Origin of the sequence: Rubinisphaera margarita, assembly GCF_022267515.1 — a bacterium.
GTDB lineage: Bacteria > Planctomycetota > Planctomycetia > Planctomycetales > Planctomycetaceae > Rubinisphaera > Rubinisphaera margarita.
The window spans coordinates 149185-166694 of record NZ_JAKFGB010000010.1; the positions used below are offsets into that span (position 1 = coordinate 149185).

General features: G+C 57.6%; 12 protein-coding genes. 8 read left to right on the top strand and 4 right to left on the bottom strand.

Going from position 1 to position 17510, the window contains the following annotated elements; all coding sequences use genetic code 11:
* Positions 1–60: 60 nt before the first annotated feature.
* Complete coding sequence (locus tag L1A08_RS07840; RefSeq protein ID WP_238755774.1) at positions 61–1128, top strand: Gfo/Idh/MocA family protein; 1068 nt, start codon at positions 61–63, stop codon at positions 1126–1128.
* A gap of 222 nt (positions 1129–1350) precedes the next feature.
* Complete coding sequence (locus tag L1A08_RS07845; protein ID WP_238755775.1) at positions 1351–1866, top strand: REP-associated tyrosine transposase; 516 nt, start codon at positions 1351–1353, stop codon at positions 1864–1866.
* Positions 1867–2081: 215 nt separating this feature from the next.
* On the opposite strand, the gene L1A08_RS07850 is transcribed toward L1A08_RS07845, so the two are convergent.
* Both L1A08_RS07850 and metG read right to left on the bottom strand, forming a co-directional pair.
* Positions 2082–2732 (bottom strand): hypothetical protein, encoded by a 651-nt coding sequence (locus L1A08_RS07850; RefSeq protein WP_238755776.1) that lies wholly within the window; start codon positions 2730–2732, stop codon positions 2082–2084.
* A gap of 220 nt (positions 2733–2952) precedes the next feature.
* Complete coding sequence (metG, locus tag L1A08_RS07855; protein WP_238755777.1) at positions 2953–4989, bottom strand: methionine--tRNA ligase; 2037 nt, start codon at positions 4987–4989, stop codon at positions 2953–2955.
* Between the two features lie 198 nt (positions 4990–5187).
* On the opposite strand from metG, the gene L1A08_RS07860 reads away from it, so the two are divergent.
* The 5 genes from L1A08_RS07860 to L1A08_RS07880 all read left to right on the top strand — a co-directional run bounded on the left by L1A08_RS07860 (position 5188) and on the right by L1A08_RS07880 (position 11872).
* Complete coding sequence (locus L1A08_RS07860) at positions 5188–5508, top strand: heavy metal-binding domain-containing protein (protein ID WP_238755778.1); 321 nt, start codon at positions 5188–5190, stop codon at positions 5506–5508.
* Between the two features lie 327 nt (positions 5509–5835).
* The gene (locus L1A08_RS07865; RefSeq protein ID WP_238755779.1) at positions 5836–7911 is read left to right on the top strand and encodes a carboxy terminal-processing peptidase; all 2076 of its coding nucleotides are present in this window, start codon (positions 5836–5838) and stop codon (positions 7909–7911) included.
* Between the two features lie 303 nt (positions 7912–8214).
* Positions 8215–9213, top strand: a complete 999-nt coding sequence (locus tag L1A08_RS07870; protein WP_238755780.1) for an ABC transporter ATP-binding protein — start codon at positions 8215–8217, stop codon at positions 9211–9213.
* A gap of 5 nt (positions 9214–9218) precedes the next feature.
* Entirely contained in the window at positions 9219–10112 is an 894-nt protein-coding gene (locus tag L1A08_RS07875; RefSeq protein WP_238755781.1) for an ABC transporter permease, read from the top strand.
* 392 nt (positions 10113–10504) lie between these two features.
* Positions 10505–11872: an MFS transporter gene (locus L1A08_RS07880; RefSeq protein WP_238755782.1), complete on the top strand. Its 1368-nt coding sequence runs from the start codon at positions 10505–10507 to the stop codon at positions 11870–11872.
* A 355-nt stretch (positions 11873–12227) separates the two neighbouring features.
* Here the strand turns inward: L1A08_RS07880 and L1A08_RS07885 are convergent, their stop codons facing one another.
* Both L1A08_RS07885 and L1A08_RS07890 read right to left on the bottom strand, forming a co-directional pair.
* Entirely contained in the window at positions 12228–13706 is a 1479-nt protein-coding gene (locus tag L1A08_RS07885; RefSeq protein ID WP_238755783.1) for a hypothetical protein, read from the bottom strand.
* A 297-nt stretch (positions 13707–14003) separates the two neighbouring features.
* On the bottom strand, positions 14004–15917 hold the full coding sequence (locus L1A08_RS07890) for an ABC transporter ATP-binding protein (RefSeq protein ID WP_238755784.1): 1914 nt from the start codon (positions 15915–15917) through the stop codon (positions 14004–14006).
* A gap of 161 nt (positions 15918–16078) precedes the next feature.
* Between L1A08_RS07890 and tdh the strand changes: the two genes are divergently transcribed.
* On the top strand, positions 16079–17110 hold the full coding sequence (gene tdh, locus L1A08_RS07895; protein ID WP_238755785.1) for an L-threonine 3-dehydrogenase: 1032 nt from the start codon (positions 16079–16081) through the stop codon (positions 17108–17110).
* Positions 17111–17510 lie beyond the last annotated feature (400 nt).

The following is a 17510-nucleotide window of genomic DNA, read 5'->3' on the forward strand; positions in this document are numbered from 1 at the left end:
AACATTTCCACAATTGTTCCGCATCCGGTTCGCGAGAGCCCTCCCATGAAAGGCCCTTCCATGAGACAACACCTGGGATTCTGTGCGATTTTCTCGCTGCTGGTTTTCGCTTCGACCATCGGCTCACTTTCACCGCAAACAACTCTCGCGGCAGACCAGAAGGAGGATTCGGGCGACGTGTTACGCATCGGCATCATCGGACTGGACACCTCTCACGCCGTCCACTTCACGCGCACGCTCAACAGTGAAAATCCCCTGCCCGAATTCGCCGGCTGCCGTGTGGTCGCCGCCTATCCGAAAGGCAGCCCGGATATCGAATCGAGCGTGAGCCGCGTGCCGCAGTACACCGAAGACGTCAAAAAGCATGGCGTCGAAATCGTCGACTCGATCCCCGCTCTCCTCGAGAAGGTCGATGCCGTCCTGCTCGAAACCAACGACGGCCGTCCGCACCTCGAACAGGTTCTCCCGGTACTCAAAGCCGGCAAGCCGGTCTTCGTCGACAAGCCGGTCGCCGGATCTCTGGCCGATGCCATCGCCATCTACAAAGCCGCCGAGAAGTACGACGTCCCGCTGTTTACGTCGTCGTCCCTTCGCTACACCACCGGCGCTCAGGAAATTGTCGCCGGCGCCATCGGCGACGTTCTCGGCTGCGATGCCTTCAGCCCCTGCCCGCTGGAGCCGACGCATCCGGATCTGTTCTGGTACGGCATCCACGGCTGCGAAACGCTCTTCACCGTGATGGGCCCCGGCTGTGAAACTGTGACCCGCGTGCATACCGACGTCTGTGATGTCGTCGTCGGCACCTGGTCAGACGGTCGCATCGGCACCTTCCGCGGCCGCCGTGGTAAAGACGGCAAATACATGGGCGGCTACGGCGGAACGGCCTTCGGCACCAAAGGCGCCCGTCCCATCGGCAGCTTCAGCGGCTACGAACCCCTGCTGAAAGAGATCATCGCCTTCTTCAAGTCAGGCGAACCACCCGTCAGCAAGGAAGAAACGCTGCAGATCTACGCCTTCATGGAAGCAGCCGACGAATGCAAACGCCAGGGCTACAAAACGGTCAACATCAGCGACGTGATGGAAAAAGCGTCGGCCAAGGCCGATGAACGCCTGAAGGCGCTGGAGTAGAGTTAACCTCGAATTTCCAGGGATGGCCCAGACGTGCACGTCTGGGTGATGCAATCACAAGAGGTCGGTGACCGACGTTGTTAGACGAAGAACGCCAATCATTACTGAGAGTAATACTCGAAGGTCTCATGACAACTTCAACGTTAAATACCTGCTTCCTGTGACTTCGTCACCCAGACGCACGCGTCTGGGCCATCCGTTTTTTGTTGCACGGGATGTCGTATGTCATCCAAACGGCGAGTCTTTGAAGATCTGCGCTACGTCCACTTCGTGACGTTCTCCTGCTTTCATCGTCGCAAGCTGCTGAGTCACGACCGCATCTGTCAGGTCGTTCTCGGGAACCTCAGAGAGCAGCTCGTCTCATTCAACGCCGCGTGCGTCGGTTTCGTACTGATGCCGGACCATGTCCACGGCCTCTTTCAGTTTGCAGAATCAGGCGATCTCGGACGGTTCATTCAGCGGTGGAAATCACGGTCTTCGTATTTCGCTAAGCAGCTGTTTGCAGACGGACTTCACGAATACGCCTACCATTTCGATGGTTCGTCTCCGTTCTGGCAGCGGAAGTACTACGATTTCCCCATCGAGAGTCGCGAGAAACTCCTCGAGAAACTGCAGTACATCCACGAAAACCCGGTCCGGGCGGGACTTGTAACGTCTGCTCGTGACTGGCGGTGGAGTTCAGCTCGATGGTATGAACTCCGCAAGTCCGTCGGCGTGCCGATCACATGGATCGACTGAACAGGGATGGCGCAGACGTGCACGTTTGGGGATGCAATCATAAGAGGTCGGTCACCGACGTTGTTAGACGAAGAACGTTGATCCTTCCAGGCGGCAATACTTGAAGGTCTCATGAGAGCCGGGTGCCATGCCCACGCTCGCGTGGACATGCATGCTCGTGATTGCCGGCCTTACGTATCCATCGGTCGACAGACAGCCCGCCTCTGCGTTCTCGCTTACTCAGAACCGCTATCAGGTGCACCTTCATTATGAATCAATTGTCCAACTGTTTCGACCTTTTCTCGCCAAACAGAGCGAACCTTATCGATTGATTTTTTGAAATCTACGTAGTCGCCAAACTTCTGTTTCTTTATCGCAAGTTGGTATCGCCCAGCGATATCTGTGATATCTAATGACCCGTCCGACTTTTTTACCAAAATCATTCCTTCCCTGGCGGCAAGAGCCTGCTCTTCCGCTGGTCGGAACCTGTCAGACTCCGTGGAAACACCGGATCGTTCGGCGATTTCACGAATGGCAGCGAGCTTCTCCTTATTATCATCGTAGGTGTTGACAACCTTCTCTGTAGCTTCCCAGCCACCTGCGAGAATCGAGAGATCTCGTTTAGCGACCACAATCTCTTCAAATGATTGATAAACTCGTTCCTCAGCATCACCCGTTATCGCACCCTTAATCAGCCGCAATTCAGCAATCAACTCTTCTGCGCTATCATCCTGTGATTGCGAGACAGCGATACGATGCGCTGCCGAAAACAAATCCTTTCTGAACGTAGAGGCAGGCGGATCGACATTGCCAGGCTGTGTGCACCCACTGGCAATTAACAAAGACGACAGAAAAAAACATATACTGAGAATTTGAGCCGCAGGCATTCGAGTGTCCTTTTTCTTGGCAAGGCAAAGCATACTCCGGAACCAAACAGCTTAACCAAGCAGGGAACAAACGACAATCAACCCAGCGAAGGACTCCCGTACCTCGTACGAACACTCCCTGACGGCACAGCCAGACCAAGAAGTTATCTTCTTTATCTCAACTCCCGTGATAGCGTCGCTACTGTTGTGCAATACAAATCGAACCGCTATTCCACGCGAATCAATGCACGCGTTGTCCCGGTTGGGCTCCGCTGTCGGGGCTGAGCAGGAAGACGTCTTTGCCGCCTGGGCCGGAGGCGCAGACCATGCCTTCGCTCAGGCCGAATCGCATTTTGCGGGGCTTGAGGTTGGCGACGCAGACGACCAGGCGACCGATCAGTTCCTCTGGGCTGTAAGCGGCTTTGATACCGGCGAAAACATTGCGGCGATTGTCGCCCCCCAGGCTCAGAGTCAACTGGAGCAACTTGTCTGCTCCTTCGACGTGGTGAGCTTCGAGAATCCGGGCCACGCGGAGGTCGACTTTGGCGAAGTCATCAATCGTGCATTCACCGGCCATCGGTTCATCTTCCAGCGGCTGAGGCGAGTCGTCCCACTGTTGTTCCGGGGCGGCGGCTTCTTCCTGACCTTCGCGACTTTCTTCAATCATGCTTGCAACCTGTTCCTGTTCAATACGTTTCATCATGTGAATAAATTTATTGACCGGCGAGCCGAGCAGCGGCGTCTTCGTCTGCTCCCAGCTTGTCAGTTCATCGTTGAGGAGTTTGCCCGTCTTCATCGCCAGATCGGGGAGCACTGGCGAGATGTAAAGCACGATCTGACGAAACAGATTCAGAGCGACCGTACAGACATCCCGCAGTTCCTGTTGTTTCTCCGGGTCCTTTCGCAGCACCCACGGCTGCCGGTCTTCGACGAACTTGTTCGCCGCCTCGGCCAGCACCATGATTTCTCGCATCGCCTGTGAATACTGACAGTTCTCATAGCACTCGGCGATCTTCTCTCCCGCCGCGGTCCCCTGCTCGAACAAACCGCCGTCATCGGGGTAGCTGTCGCTGAGGTTTCCGCCCGAGATGAACTTCGCACTGCGACTGGCGATGTTGACCAGCTTCCCGACGAGGTCGGCGTTGATCTTGTCGGTGAACTCCTGCAGATTCAGGTCGATATCATCGAGACCATCCGCCAGCTTCGAAGCAATGAAGTAGCGGAAGCAGGCCGGGTCGAGATGGTTGAGATACGTGCGGGCCTTAATGAAGGTTCCGCGGCTCTTCGACATCTTCTCGCCATTCACGTTCAGGAAGCCGTGAATGTGCACCTTGGTCGGCAGGTTGAAGCCAGCCGTCTTGAGCATGGCGGGCCAGAACAGCGTGTGAAAATACGTGATGTCCTTGCCGATGAAGTGGTGGATCTCGGTGTCGTTGCTCTGCCAGTAACGCGACAGCCCGTAGTCGTTCTCCTTGCACCACTGCCAGGTCGAAGCGATGTAGCCAATCGGAGCGTCGAACCAGACGTACCAGTAGTTGCCCGGCGAGTCGGGAATCTCGAAGCCGAAATACGGAGCGGGTCGCGAAACGTCCCAGTCGCGAAGCGGCTCAGACAAAAACTGTCCCTTGAGATAATTCCGCACTTCCGGCTGCAGATGATCTCCGGTCTGCGTCCACTCATCGAGGAAGTCGTGCAGATTCTCGATGTTCACGAACAGGTGAGGAGCCGAGCGCACTTCCGGCGTGGTGCCTGAAAGTGTCGACACGGGATTGAGGACCTCACTCGGACTGTACGTGGAGCCGCAGACTTCGCAGTTGTCGCCGTACTGATTCTCCGCCTTACATTTCGGGCAGGTTCCTTTGACGAACCGGTCGGCCAGAAACGTTCCGGCTTCGGTGTCGAACAGCTGAGTGACTTCGCGTTCAGAAACCAGGCCGGCATCGCGGAGCGCGACCCAGACTCGATTGCAGAGCTCTTTGTTCTCGGCACTGTTGGTGCTGCCGTAGTTGTCGAACTCAATCCGAAAATCGGTGAAGTCCTGCAGATGGGCTTCCCGCATTTCGTGGATCAGTTCCTCTTCGCTGCGGCCCTCCTGGCGGGCGCGGATCATGATCGCCGTGCCGTGCGTGTCATCGGCACACACAAACAGGCATTCGTGGCCCCGGAGCTTCTGGAAGCGGACCCAGATATCGGTCTGGACATACTCGACCAGATGCCCGATATGAATGTGGCCGTTGGCGTACGGGAGCGCTGCTGTAACTAGGATCCGCCGGGACATACTGTTCCTCGAGTTCTAAAGGTGATTCCGGCGCTGATTGTAATGAACGGGCAGAAACGTGCCAAACGGCGGGATTGAAAACGGAATCCGCGTGATCCGCCGCCCGATTCACACGTTGAAACAAAATTCCGTCTCGGCATCCCTGCCGTCTCGGACACGATGACATCTCTGAAGTTCCCTGAAATCAAGGATATCACCATGCTCTCCACCACAACTCCTTCTGTAGAAGGTCACTCGATTCGCGAATACCGAGGTGTCGTCACAGGCGAGGCGATCCTCGGAGCGAATGTCTTTCGCGACTTCTTCGCCAGCATCCGCGACTTGGTCGGGGGCCGCTCCGGCTCCTACGAACGTGTCCTGCAGGATGCCCGGCTGACGGCTCTGCGGGAAATGGAGCAGCAGGCGTCCGAGCTGGGGGCCAACGCGGTCGTCGGGATCGATATCGATTACGAGTTTCTGGGAGCCCAGAATGGGATGATGATGGTTTCGGCGAGCGGAACGGCTGTCGTGCTCGACTAAGTTGCCCCAACGAGCCGATGGTGCAAGATCTTGCACGATAAGGGTCTTGGGAAACAAGCCCCCCCATGTTCCCCGACCGATTCAAGAATCTGCATATTGCCGCGATGGGACCGATCCGCTAGGATTGTCGGGGAGATCAGCGTCAGGGAGGAGATCGCCGCCACAAGAATCACCAGGATGGTGATCGCTCGATTCCCCTTTCTGTACCTGTCTTCTGTAATGCAGTTCGCTCGGGCCGTGTCGCTTCTGGAGCGGTGCATTTGAGGACAAGCTGGTTCGGCTTTCAACGCCATGAAATCATCCAATAAAATCTCGTGGGAATCTCTTATGAAATCGCCACTCTTCCGACGCATTGCGGTCCTCTCTCTTTTCGGAGTGTGTCTGATCGCCACGACCATTGGCGCTCAGCAGTTTACGACAAGCGCGTCGACAGATGGTGACACGGCTCGCCTGGTCTGCAAAATGATCGAACGATCCCACATCAATCAGGAAAAGATTGATGACCGGATCTCGCAAAGCCTGTTCACCCGGTATCTGGAAGACTTGGATCCGAACAAACTCTATTTTCTGAAGACGGATGTCGACAGCTGGAAGGGTCGCCAGAACGAACTGGATGACAAACTGAAGAACGGCGACATCTCGTTCGCCAAGGAAGTCTTCACCCGTTATCTCGAACTGGTCGAACAGCAGACCGATCACGCTCAGGAGCTGATTGATCAGGAATTCGATTTCACCGTCGATGAGGAAATCACCGTCGATCCGGATGTCGTCGACTGGGGCACGGCTGAAGAACGGGCCGAGCGCTGGCGCAAGCGGATCAAATATGAACTGCTCGACCTGAAGCTCGAAGACAATACTCTCGAAGAAGCTCGCGAACAGCTGCATCGCCGCTACCGCACGATTGCCAAAAACTTGAAGCTGACCGATGAGCACGAAATCACCGAGATGTATCTCTCGGCTCTCACCCGGTCATTCGATCCGCACTCCAGCTACATGTCGCCCCAGACTCTGGAAGATTTCCAGATCAATATGCGACTGTCGCTGGAAGGAATTGGAGCTCAGCTTCGTTACGACGACGGCTTCACTGTTGTCGCTGAAGTTGTGAAGGGCGGAGCAGCCGATAAGGACAAGCGCCTCAAGGCGGGTGACAAGATTGTCGCTGTCGGCCAGGAAGAAGGCGATATGGTCGACATCGTCGAGATGAAGCTGAAGGACGTTGTCCGCCTCATTCGCGGCCCCAGTGGCACCAAGGTTCGCCTGAAGGTGAAGAAAGCCGAAGGGGGCGAGCCAGCCGTTTACGAGATGGTCCGTCAGAAGATCGAACTCAACGAACAGGAAGTTAAAGGCGAAATCCTGGATCTCGAAGACCGGATCGGTCGCCCGACCAAGGTCGGCCTGATCAACATCCCGTCCTTCTATCGCGACTTCGCTGGAGCCCAGAATGGCGACCGCGATTTCAAGAGCACCGAGAAGGATGTCCGTAAGGTCCTGGCTGATTTCGAAAAACAGGGTGGTGTCGACGCCGTCGTCATCGACCTGCGGAACAATGGCGGTGGAGCTCTGAGCGAAGCCATCGGCGTCTCTGGCCTGTTCATCAAGCAGGGTCCGGTCGTTCAGGTGAAGGAGATCGACGGCACCGTCCGTTCGCACGACGATGAAAACAGCGACGTCGCTTACGATGGTCCGCTGGTCGTCATCTGCAACCGACTGTCGGCTTCGGCTTCCGAAATTTTCGCCGGCGTGATTGTCGACTACAACCGCGGAATCGTGGTTGGTGACTACACCACCCACGGCAAGGGAACCGTTCAGAACGTGATGCCGGTCGCTGACCCGCTGTTCCGCTTCCGCCTGTTCCAGGCCGAAGACCGGGGTGCACTCAAGCTGACCATTCAGCAGTTCTACCGCGTTAACGGCGACAGCACGCAGAACCGGGGTGTTCGCTCCGACATCGTGCTGCCTTCGCGAATCGATCACATGGATCTCGGTGAGTCGTTCCTCGACAACGCCCTGGAATTCGATCGCATCGAACGGGCCAAGGGTGTCTACAACGCCGGTCTGACTTCGGGACCGATCGTCGACGAGCTGCAGAAATCGAGTAAGGAGCGAATCGCCGGCAGCGACGAGTTCGCCAAGCTGAAAGCTCAGATCGATCGACTTGTTGAACGCAAGAATCGCAAGTCGGTCAGCCTGAACGAAGAAGTTCTGGGAGCCGAGCGGGAACTCGAAGAAGAGACCGACGAGATCTTCCCGACGATCGAAGGTGACAGCACCTCCGGCGGCGACGATGAAAACGAAGAAGAGAAGAGTGTCTTCCCGGATACGTTCTACAACGACGAAGTTCTGGAAATCACCTCGGACTACGTGAGCCTGCTGCGTCAGATGAAAATCGTGCAGGGTCGCTAATCGAGTCGCGTTGAACGCAGAATCCAAGGCAGGTCCCCGCGACCTGCCTTTTTCTTTTTCCGTCGCTGACCTGACGTCATGCAGTCGCCTTTCTACTGTCCAATCCGAAACGTCAATGAGGGAATGTTCGGGCGCAAGTTCCTCGCTGAAGCTTCGGCTTGGGATAGGCATTTTCTTCGCCACAGAGCCTTGAAGGCACGGACTTTCCGTGGTGCATCGGAAGGGCTCGATGGACAATGCAGCCGGACCGCCTACACTCTAGATGAATCCCCATAAAACAGCCCGACGATCGCCCGAGTACCCATGTCGACTGTGATTGATGTCTCTGAACTAGGAAAGCAGTATCGCGTCTATCGCAAGCACGAGGGACTGCGATCGGCGATCACGCATCTGTTTCGTCGCGAGTACACCACCGTCGACGCGGTGAAGTCGATCAGCTTCAAGATCGACGAAGGGGAAATCGTCGGCTTTCTGGGGCCGAACGGTGCGGGGAAAACGACCACGCTCAAACTGCTGTCGGGGCTCATCTACCCGAGTTCTGGAAAAGCGACCGTGCTTGGCCACGTTCCGTGGAAACGGGAAAACGCTTACCGACGCCGCTTCTCGCTGGTGATGGGACAAAAGAATCAACTCTGGTGGGATCTGCCGGCTCAGGAGTCGTTTCGGTTGCACCAGGCGATTTACAAGATTCCGGCCGACGAATTCGAACGTCGTGTCGATGAGCTGACCGACCTCCTCGAAGTCCGTCGGCTCATCGGCCAGCCGGTGCGGGAGCTCTCTCTGGGTGAGCGGATGCGGATGGAGCTCATCGCCTCGCTGCTGCACAATCCGCGTGTCCTGTTTCTCGACGAGCCGACCATCGGCCTCGATGTCGTCAGCCAGAAGCGGGTTCAGGATTTCCTGAAGTACTACCAGCAGGAGCAGAAAATCACGGTGGTTCTCACAAGCCACTACATGAAGGACGTCGAAGCACTCTGCAAGCGGGTGATCATCATCGATGAAGGGATCATTCATCATGATGGTTCCCTGACAAACCTCATCGATCGCTTCAGCCGGTTCAAGGTGATTGCTCTCCAGTTTCGCGATGGGGTGGTGCCGGACGACCTGAGCCGTTACGGAGAACAGCTCGCCAGCGATTTTGGAACCGCGAAGCTGAAAGTCGAACGGGAGAAGGTCTCCGAGATTCTGGCTTCGATCCTGGAACGCTACAAAGTCGACGATATCACGGTGCACGATCGCCCGCTCGAAGATGTCTTCGCGGAGCTGTTCGATGCACAGCGGACACGGAAGGTCGCGGGGTGAATCCGATGAGCGACTCTTCGACTACTCAAGAGGTCGCCGTTCGTCGCTCGTGGTTTCGCGACGGCTGCGATTACTGCACCTCCTCGGCACACACCAGCTGGGTCATCTTTAAGACCTGCGTCGAAGAACGGCTCGTCTACCGGGGCGACTTCTTCTTCTCGACCTTCATCCGCTTCCTGCCGATCATCACGCAGATCTTCCTCTGGCACAAAGTGTATGCCATTGGAACCTCGGATCAGATTGGGAGCCTGAACGGCTACAGCTATGAGGACATGGTCGCCTATTATCTGCTGGCGATGGTGGCCCGTGCGTTTTCGAGCATGCCGGGACTGGCGAGCGGGATCGGCAACGACATCCGCGATGGCAGCATCAAGAAATACGTGATCCAGCCGATCGATCTGCTGGGGTATCTGTTCTGGCATCGCATTGCCCATAAGCTGGTCTACTATCTCATCGCCACGATTCCGTTCGCGATTGTCTTTTACGTCTGCCGCAGCTTCTTTCCGCATCCTCCCAGCCTGGAAGTCTGGATCGCATTCGGCCTCTCGCTGGGGCTGGGGTTTCTGGTCGGTTTTCTGCTGGAAGCCTTGATCGGATTGATCGGCTTCTGGTTCCTGGAAGTCAGTTCGTTGTTGTTCATCTACATGATGTTCAACTACTTCCTGTCGGGTCACATGATCCCGCTCGACTGGTTGCCGGGCGCGTTGTTCGCGTGGATTGAATACCTGCCGTTCAAGTATCTGGCGTATTTTCCGGCTGCAATTTTCCTCGGAAAGATCCCCCCCGAGAACCTCTGGATGGAAATCGGTGTCGAATGTGTGTGGGTGGTGGTGTTGCTCATCGCCAACCGCGTGGTGCTGCGGCGGGGGCTGCGGCGATATGGAGCGTTCGGCGGCTGAACCGATTCTCTCAGCAGTCGCATTGAATTTCCTCCATTCCTTTTGACGCTCATTTCGAAGAGAGGTCTTTCGTGAACTTCGCAGAGAGTCCAGCAAACGGCGTGTTGAACTTCGGTTCCTGGTCGGGATCTTCACTCCGGTCAATCGAACTGCGCGTTCGTCATCTGGCTCCCGCGAAGCCGGTGAAACCTGCTTCCACGCTGTTTGAACGAAAGTCGCCCGCCAATCAGCAGATTCGCATGCGATGATGCCTCTGATTCTCCGGTTGCCAGTCGCGGCAGCCGCCATAGAATAAGGCCATCCAGCTCGCTTGAGCCTGCTCATTCCCACATCGGGCTGGATTCCGCCCGACGTCGACCTTCCTGTGTCTCGCCTGTTGAACTGCTTGTGCCATGAACTTCCCGATTTCGCGCCTGTTCTCCTCTCAGGAGGAAACGACCGACGAAACCGGTACGAAGACAGAGACGGCTCCCAGTCAGCCGGAGCGTGATTCCGGAATCTATAACGGAGTCTTCTGGGGAGCCTATGTCGCCAACCTGATTCTGGTCTCCGCGAACGCGTTGACGTTTCGCTTCGCCGACCTGATCAACATGCTGGGCGGAACAGAGCAGATCGCGGGAACGATCGTCAGTGTGGGGACCATCGGGGCTCTCTTCGGACGTCTGTTCCTGGGGCAGCTCATCGACCGCTACGGGGTTCGTCCACTCTGGCTGGCCTGTTCGATGCTCTATTTGGCCGGGATCGGTCTGATGATCGGCGTGCCTTCGCTGGGCGTCACGATGTATCTCGGCCGGGCCTTCTTCGCGTTCGGCCTTGGCGGCATGTTCGCCTGTTCGATGACGCATATCCAGAATCAGGTGCCGCCGCATCGTCGCACGGAAATGATTGCCACGCTCGGTTCCAGCGGGTTTCTGGGCATGATTATCGGCTCGCAGCTGAGCGACGTCATCCTCGCCTTCACGCCCGATACGATGGTCCGCCACTGGGCCCTGTTCGGAAGTTCGGCTTCGATGGCCCTGCTCTATCTGATTCTCGTCTTCGCAATCACCCGCAACGAACGCTTCGAAGTTCAGACCGACAGCCCGTCCGCCATTCCCCTGCTCCGCCGCTACTGGCCGGGATGGGTCGTGCTGGTGGCGATGATGATCGGCATGGCCTTTACCTGTTCTTCGGTCTTTATCGCCCGCTACGCAACGTCCCTCGGACTTCGCGGCGTCGGGACGTATTTCACCGCGTATGCGATCTCCGCGTTCATCGTGCGAATTGCCACACGGCACACGAGCAAGATCTACGGTCGCCATCGCATGATTGTCGCCGGGATGATCGGACACGCCATCGGCTATACGGGGCTCTGTTACGTCACCGCGGAATGGCATTTCGCCCTGCCGGCGATCTGCAGCGGCTTCGCCCATGCGTTGCTGTTCCCGTGTGTGGTCTCGCTGGGAACCGAACCATTCCCGAAGCAGTTCCGCGGCACGGGGACCACCCTGGTTCTCTGCTTTATCGATCTGGGGGGCGTGCTCACGGCTCCGTTATTGGGAGCGATCATCGACCACGTCGGCTTCCAGGCGATGTTCATGACCACAGCCGTGGCGGCTCTGGTGTCGACCGTTCATTACGCCATTGTCTCGGCTCGGGTCGTCGACCCGGAAATGCTCGGCGAACACCACGGCTTCGAGAACGAAGAAAGCACGCCACTCCCGGAACCGGAACGGCCAGCAGTGCCCCAACCGGAACCATGCAAAACCGGATGTGCCTGACCGCTACTCCGTAGTGGCGGCATTCTGCCAATAGTGCCGGGCACGATTAATACCCAAATTACGGCTGCAATTCCCGAGGATCGACAACATGTTCCTTCGCCCCCTTCAGGGGGAGAAGGTGCCCGAAGGGCGGATGAGGGGGCGATCAACCAGCGACGTTCTCACTCATTCGGGAAGTATCGGCCTACGATACATGCCGCGCGCATTTCCCCTTCACCCCAACCCTCTCCCCAGGGGGGGGCGAGGGAACTTGATGGGATGCCGGTTTTGTTGGAAGACAACTGATGTGCCGAACCGTATTGGCAGGATACGGCCGCTACGAGGGGCAGAAATGCAGGCTGGGAAGCGACAGGCGTTACTTGATTCCGCCCAGGATCTGATCCATTTCCTGGGACTGTTCTTCGATCATCTGCCAGATCTGGTCGCGGTCTTTGGCCCCTTTGATGACGGCGTCGGCCTGTTTGGCGCGGACTTGTTCGAGGTTGCTGTCGACTTTCACGACCGTGGGGCTGTAGCCGGCTCCGCCCCAGATGTTCGCTGACCACCAGCCCGGATCGACGTTGTAGTTGTAGACAACCGACTTGTTACGGGCGTCGACTTCCACGGCCTGTCCGGTGAGTGATCGGGCGAGGGCCCGGAACTCGTTGGCGACTTTGCCTCCAATGTCGACCAGTTCCTGCGGAACGTTCCGGGTCGAGAGCTGGTCGATCTTGCGGGCATACGCCTGATGCCAGGCGATCGTTTTCTGATAGCTGTCGATCCGCTCGCTGGCGCGGCGGAGATCGCCGATCATGTCATTGACGGCTCGTACATACCGGCGGGCGGCACGGGCTTCGTCGGAAACCGTTTCCTCAGCGGGCTCTTCGGTCGGCTCCTGAGGAGCAGCAGCATACTGTTCCTGCGGCACGCGTGGCGGAACGATGACCGACAGAATTCGCATTACGCTTTCGTCCGTCAGTTCGCAGTTGAGTGCAACCGATTGCCCATGCGTTGAAATCTTCGCATGACGAAATTCTTCAATATGAGCACCCGCGTCTTCGACAGCCGTGAGGAACAGCGTCTTGGCGATGGCGGACAAAGGCCCGACGTCGTCGCCGAAATCGATCATCACTTCGCACTGCGAGGTTTCGCCGATATCGATCTTCATCGTGACGCCCCGCAGGGTGGAGAGCAGCGGAGTCAGACGAGGAATCAGGCCGTGCTGGGAGGCGAAACGCTTATCCTGCTTCAGGTACGACTCGACAAACTGCACATCGAACATGTCTTTCAGATCGATGCTCATCACGATGTCGTCATTGGCCCCGGCTGCTGAGAGAAGATAGGGACTGATCGTCGGATGATCGCCGTTCAGAGTCCGCAACCAGGCGACGGCTTCCTGTCGATGCGACGGGCGATACCCGGCCAGATGCTTGTCGGCCAGCTCCACGAGGAAGGCTCCGCTGCTGGTCTGCACGGCCGGCCAGTCGGCCAGTTTGGTCACCGAAAGGTTGCTTTCGTCGGCAATGGATTGCAGTGATTTCCCCGAAGGAACGTCGATCACTGCAGCCGCCCAGACCTCTTCCGGCACGCCGGGACGAGTGAGCGAACCCATCACGAAGGTATCGACCCACGGCGGCAAACCGACATGACCATCGAGGAAACGCTGCTCCTGCGACTCCGACCAGCCTTCCCGCTTACCACGACTCGAATCGAGAATCTTCTGCAGATGGACAACAGAAACGGTGTTGGCCTCGGCCGGCAGCATTCGGGCAAAACCAGCCGCCTTTTTATCCGCCTTTGCAGACACTGACGACGAGAGACAGAGAGCGACAATCGCAAGACAGACACGAAACATAAGAGGAGCCTTCTTCTGAATGGAGCAGCATCTGAACGGTTAGGAACCAGTATGCTGCGACAGCAACGTCAAATCAACGATGCGGTGTGAAGACGGCGTGAAGGTTGGTGCGGAGCGTGTCGCCATGACGGAGCGTGACTCGTCCCTTGCCAGAGATCGACAACTTGCGAAGCGCGGCCCACGCATTTCCCCCTCACCCTAATCCTCTCCCGCTGGGGACGAGGGAACGTGATGGAGTCATGCGTCAACACAGTCAACTCGAGTGAAACGCACGGCCCGGCCGGTTGCTCCCTTCCATTAGGGAGCGACGGCGTCTTCGGAGAGGAAGTCTGATTCGGGTTCCATTTGCATCTGGACCATTTGCCGGTAGCGTCCGTCGGCGGCCATGAGTTCGTGGTGGGTGCCGGTTTCGATAATGCGGCCTCCCTGCATGACGAGAATCCGGTCGGCATGGACGATGGTGCTGAGGCGGTGGGCGATCACGAAACAGGTGCGATCCTGCATCAGGGAGACGAGGCTCGCCTGGATCAGGCGTTCGCTTTGTGTATCGAGATTACTGGTCGCTTCGTCGAGAATGAGAATCCGCGGATCGGCCACCACGGCTCGCGCGATGGCGAGGCGCTGGCGTTGACCTCCGCTCAGTTTGACACCCCGTTCGCCGATCACGGTGTCGTATCCTTTGGGGAGCCCTTCAATGAACTCGGCGGCATTGGCGACCTGAGCAGCCGCCCGAATTTCTTCGAGCGTCGCATCGCGGCGGCCGTAGCCGATGTTTGCCGCGACCGAACCATCGAACAGGAAGACATCCTGTTCCACGATGCCAATCAGACGGCGGTAGCTCTCGACCTCGATCGATTTCAAATCGATACCATCGAGCCGAATCGTGCCGGAGGTCGGATCATAAAAGCGAGCGACGAGATTGCAGAATGTCGTCTTGCCGGCTCCACTCGGGCCCACCAGCGCTACGGTTTCCCCGGGCTGGACATCGATCGAACAGTCGATGAGTGCGGGATGATCCGCCCCCGGGTAGCCGAAGCTGACGTTCTCGAACGTAATACGGCCGGCACACTCGGCGACATCAGTCCCCTCATCGGTTTTGTGCTCACTCATTTCCTGAGGCTCGGCGAGCAGATCGAGTACACGATCGAGACCCGACAGGCTGTTCTGAAAGGCAGCGGCACTCTCCGCGAGCACCGCCAGTGGGTCGAGCAGCATCAAGAGATAGACAAGGAACATCATCAAATCGCCAAGCGTCAACGTTCCCTGCAGCACCTGATAGCCGCCGTAGATCAGCAGACTGGCCGAAGACAACGGGATGATGGTCTGCCAGACGATTTCAATCCACCGCGACCACCACCAGGCATACAGTTCCTGACGCCCCATCAGGTGATTGCCCCGCATAATCCGGTTCGTCTCGGCTCGCTGCTGGCTGAATCCCCGTACGATGCGAATGCCGCCAAACGATTCGGTCGCCAGTGCATCGACTTCTTCCCGCTGAGCCCGGATCTTGCGGAACTGCGGACGGATGCGGTTGATCCACGTGCGATGGGAGAAGAAGACAACCGGAATCAGAACCGTGCCGCCGACAAGCAGCCGCCAGTCGACCCAGGTGAGGACCGCCAGACTTCCGAGTAACTGAATGACGGCTCGCCACGGGTTGTAGAGCATGCCGAAGACAAGATCGCCGACGCTGCCGGCATCCTGGCGGAGAATGCTGGCTGCTCCCCCAGAGCGCAGTTCGTGAATGCGATGCAATGGCAGGCGAATGGCGTGTTCGTAAACCTGCTTGCGAACCGACATCTGCAGCAGTTTGGTGACGCGGGTCGCTTCCCAGCGGCTGACCACATGCAGGATCATCTTCATGATGGAGATGCCAAGCACGGTGAGTGTGATCGCCAGCAGCAACGGCCAGGGATCTCGCGGCACCCAGCCGGGAACCGAATCCGGCACCGGTTTGTCGCCGAGAACATAGTCGACAACAAATTTCACTCCGACTGGCGGTAACAGGGCGAACAATGTCGCCACCGAGAGTGTCGCCAGTGAGAACGTCACAGCCGACCGATGCCCTTTCAGCAGACGGAAGAACTCCAGCACCAGGCGTCCAGCCGATCGTTCCCGGCGGCCTCCCGACTTTTTGCGGTTCGGTTCCGGGTGAAGGAGATCGTGGCGATAGGTCTCGAATTTCTGGCGGCTGCTCGGCTGATGCTGCATGAAAACGTGAGGCGGGCCTGTTGGAAGATGTCGGGAGGTTGGAGTCAGACGGCGCATTATACGCGGCGGCTGCCTTCGAAACGAGGGGCCTCCCTTCTCAGCCCGGCGGGCCGGCTTCTACAATAATCGGATCTTTTCACATCCATTCGAGGACATCGCACGTGAAAGCACTTGTCAAAAAGCATCGGGAAGAGGGACTCTGGCTTGAGGATGTCCCCGAGCCGAAGATCGGCATCAACGATGTCCTGATTCGCGTCGACCGCACGGGCATTTGCGGCACCGACGTGCATATCTACAACTGGGACGAGTGGGCACAGAAGACGATTCCGGTGCCGATGACCGTCGGACATGAGTTCGTCGGCGAGATCATCGAGATCGGGTCCAATGTGGCCGACTTTCGTCCGGGGGATATTGTCAGCGGGGAAGGACACGTCGTCTGTGGTCGCTGTCGCAACTGTATGGCCGGCCGAAGGCATCTTTGTGCCGATACGAAAGGGATCGGTGTGAATCGCCCCGGGGCATTCGCCGAGTACATTTCGCTGCCGATGACCAACGTCTGGCATCACGATCACTCCATCGATCGAGATGTTGCTTCGATTTTCGATCCGTTCGGCAACGCGGTGCACACGGCTCTCTCGTTCCCCGTGCTCGGCGAAGATGTGCTGATCACCGGAGCAGGCCCGATTGGTTGCATGGCCGCTGCGGTCTGCCAGTATGCGGGTGCCCGTTATGTCGTGGTCACCGATGTGAACCCCTGGCGGCTCGAACTGGCCAGAAAAATGGGAGCCACGCACGTCGTCGACGTTCGCTCAGAAAATCTCGCCGATGTGCAGAAGCATCTCCACATGCACGAAGGGTTCGACGTCGGACTGGAGATGTCCGGAAACTCCCGCGCCTTCCACGACATGATTGACAACATGTGTCACGGCGGAAAGATCGCGATGCTCGGCATCCCCGAAGGCGAAATGGCGATCGACTGGAACAAGGTCGTCTTCAACATGCTCTCCATCAAAGGCATCTACGGCCGCGAGATGTACGAGACGTGGTACAAGATGACCGTCATGATCCAGGGCGGCCTCGACATCACCCCGGTGATCACGCACCGCTATCACTACACCGAGTTTCAGGAAGCGTTCGATGTGATGCGCTCCGGGAAGTCCGGAAAAGTGATTCTGAACTGGCAGGATGTGTAGGGGAGAAGCCTCACGCAAAGACGCAAATCCGCAAAGGAAACCCGCCCTGACGGCGTGGGGTCGGGCTCCTGTGGGGTGGCCCTGATAGCTCCGCTATCAGGGCGGCGAAGCCGTGGGAGAATGCCATTTGGCGTTGCTGAAAATTCAGCCATGCTTCGTCTTTTCTCTCGGAGAACGCCCTCACCGATAAGCCGTCTCATCCCGTTCTCCCACGGCTGCGCCGCCCCGAAAGAATCTTTCGGGGCCACCCTTTCGATCGGAGATACCCCCGAAAAGATCGCGAATCACACAATGAGGTTGGCTCAGACGCGTGCGTCTGAGTGGCGGAGCCACAGGAAGCACGTCACGCGCGTGGAGCACCTGCTGACGCTGCCCTCTAAAGTGTCGCCCCCTGCGGGGT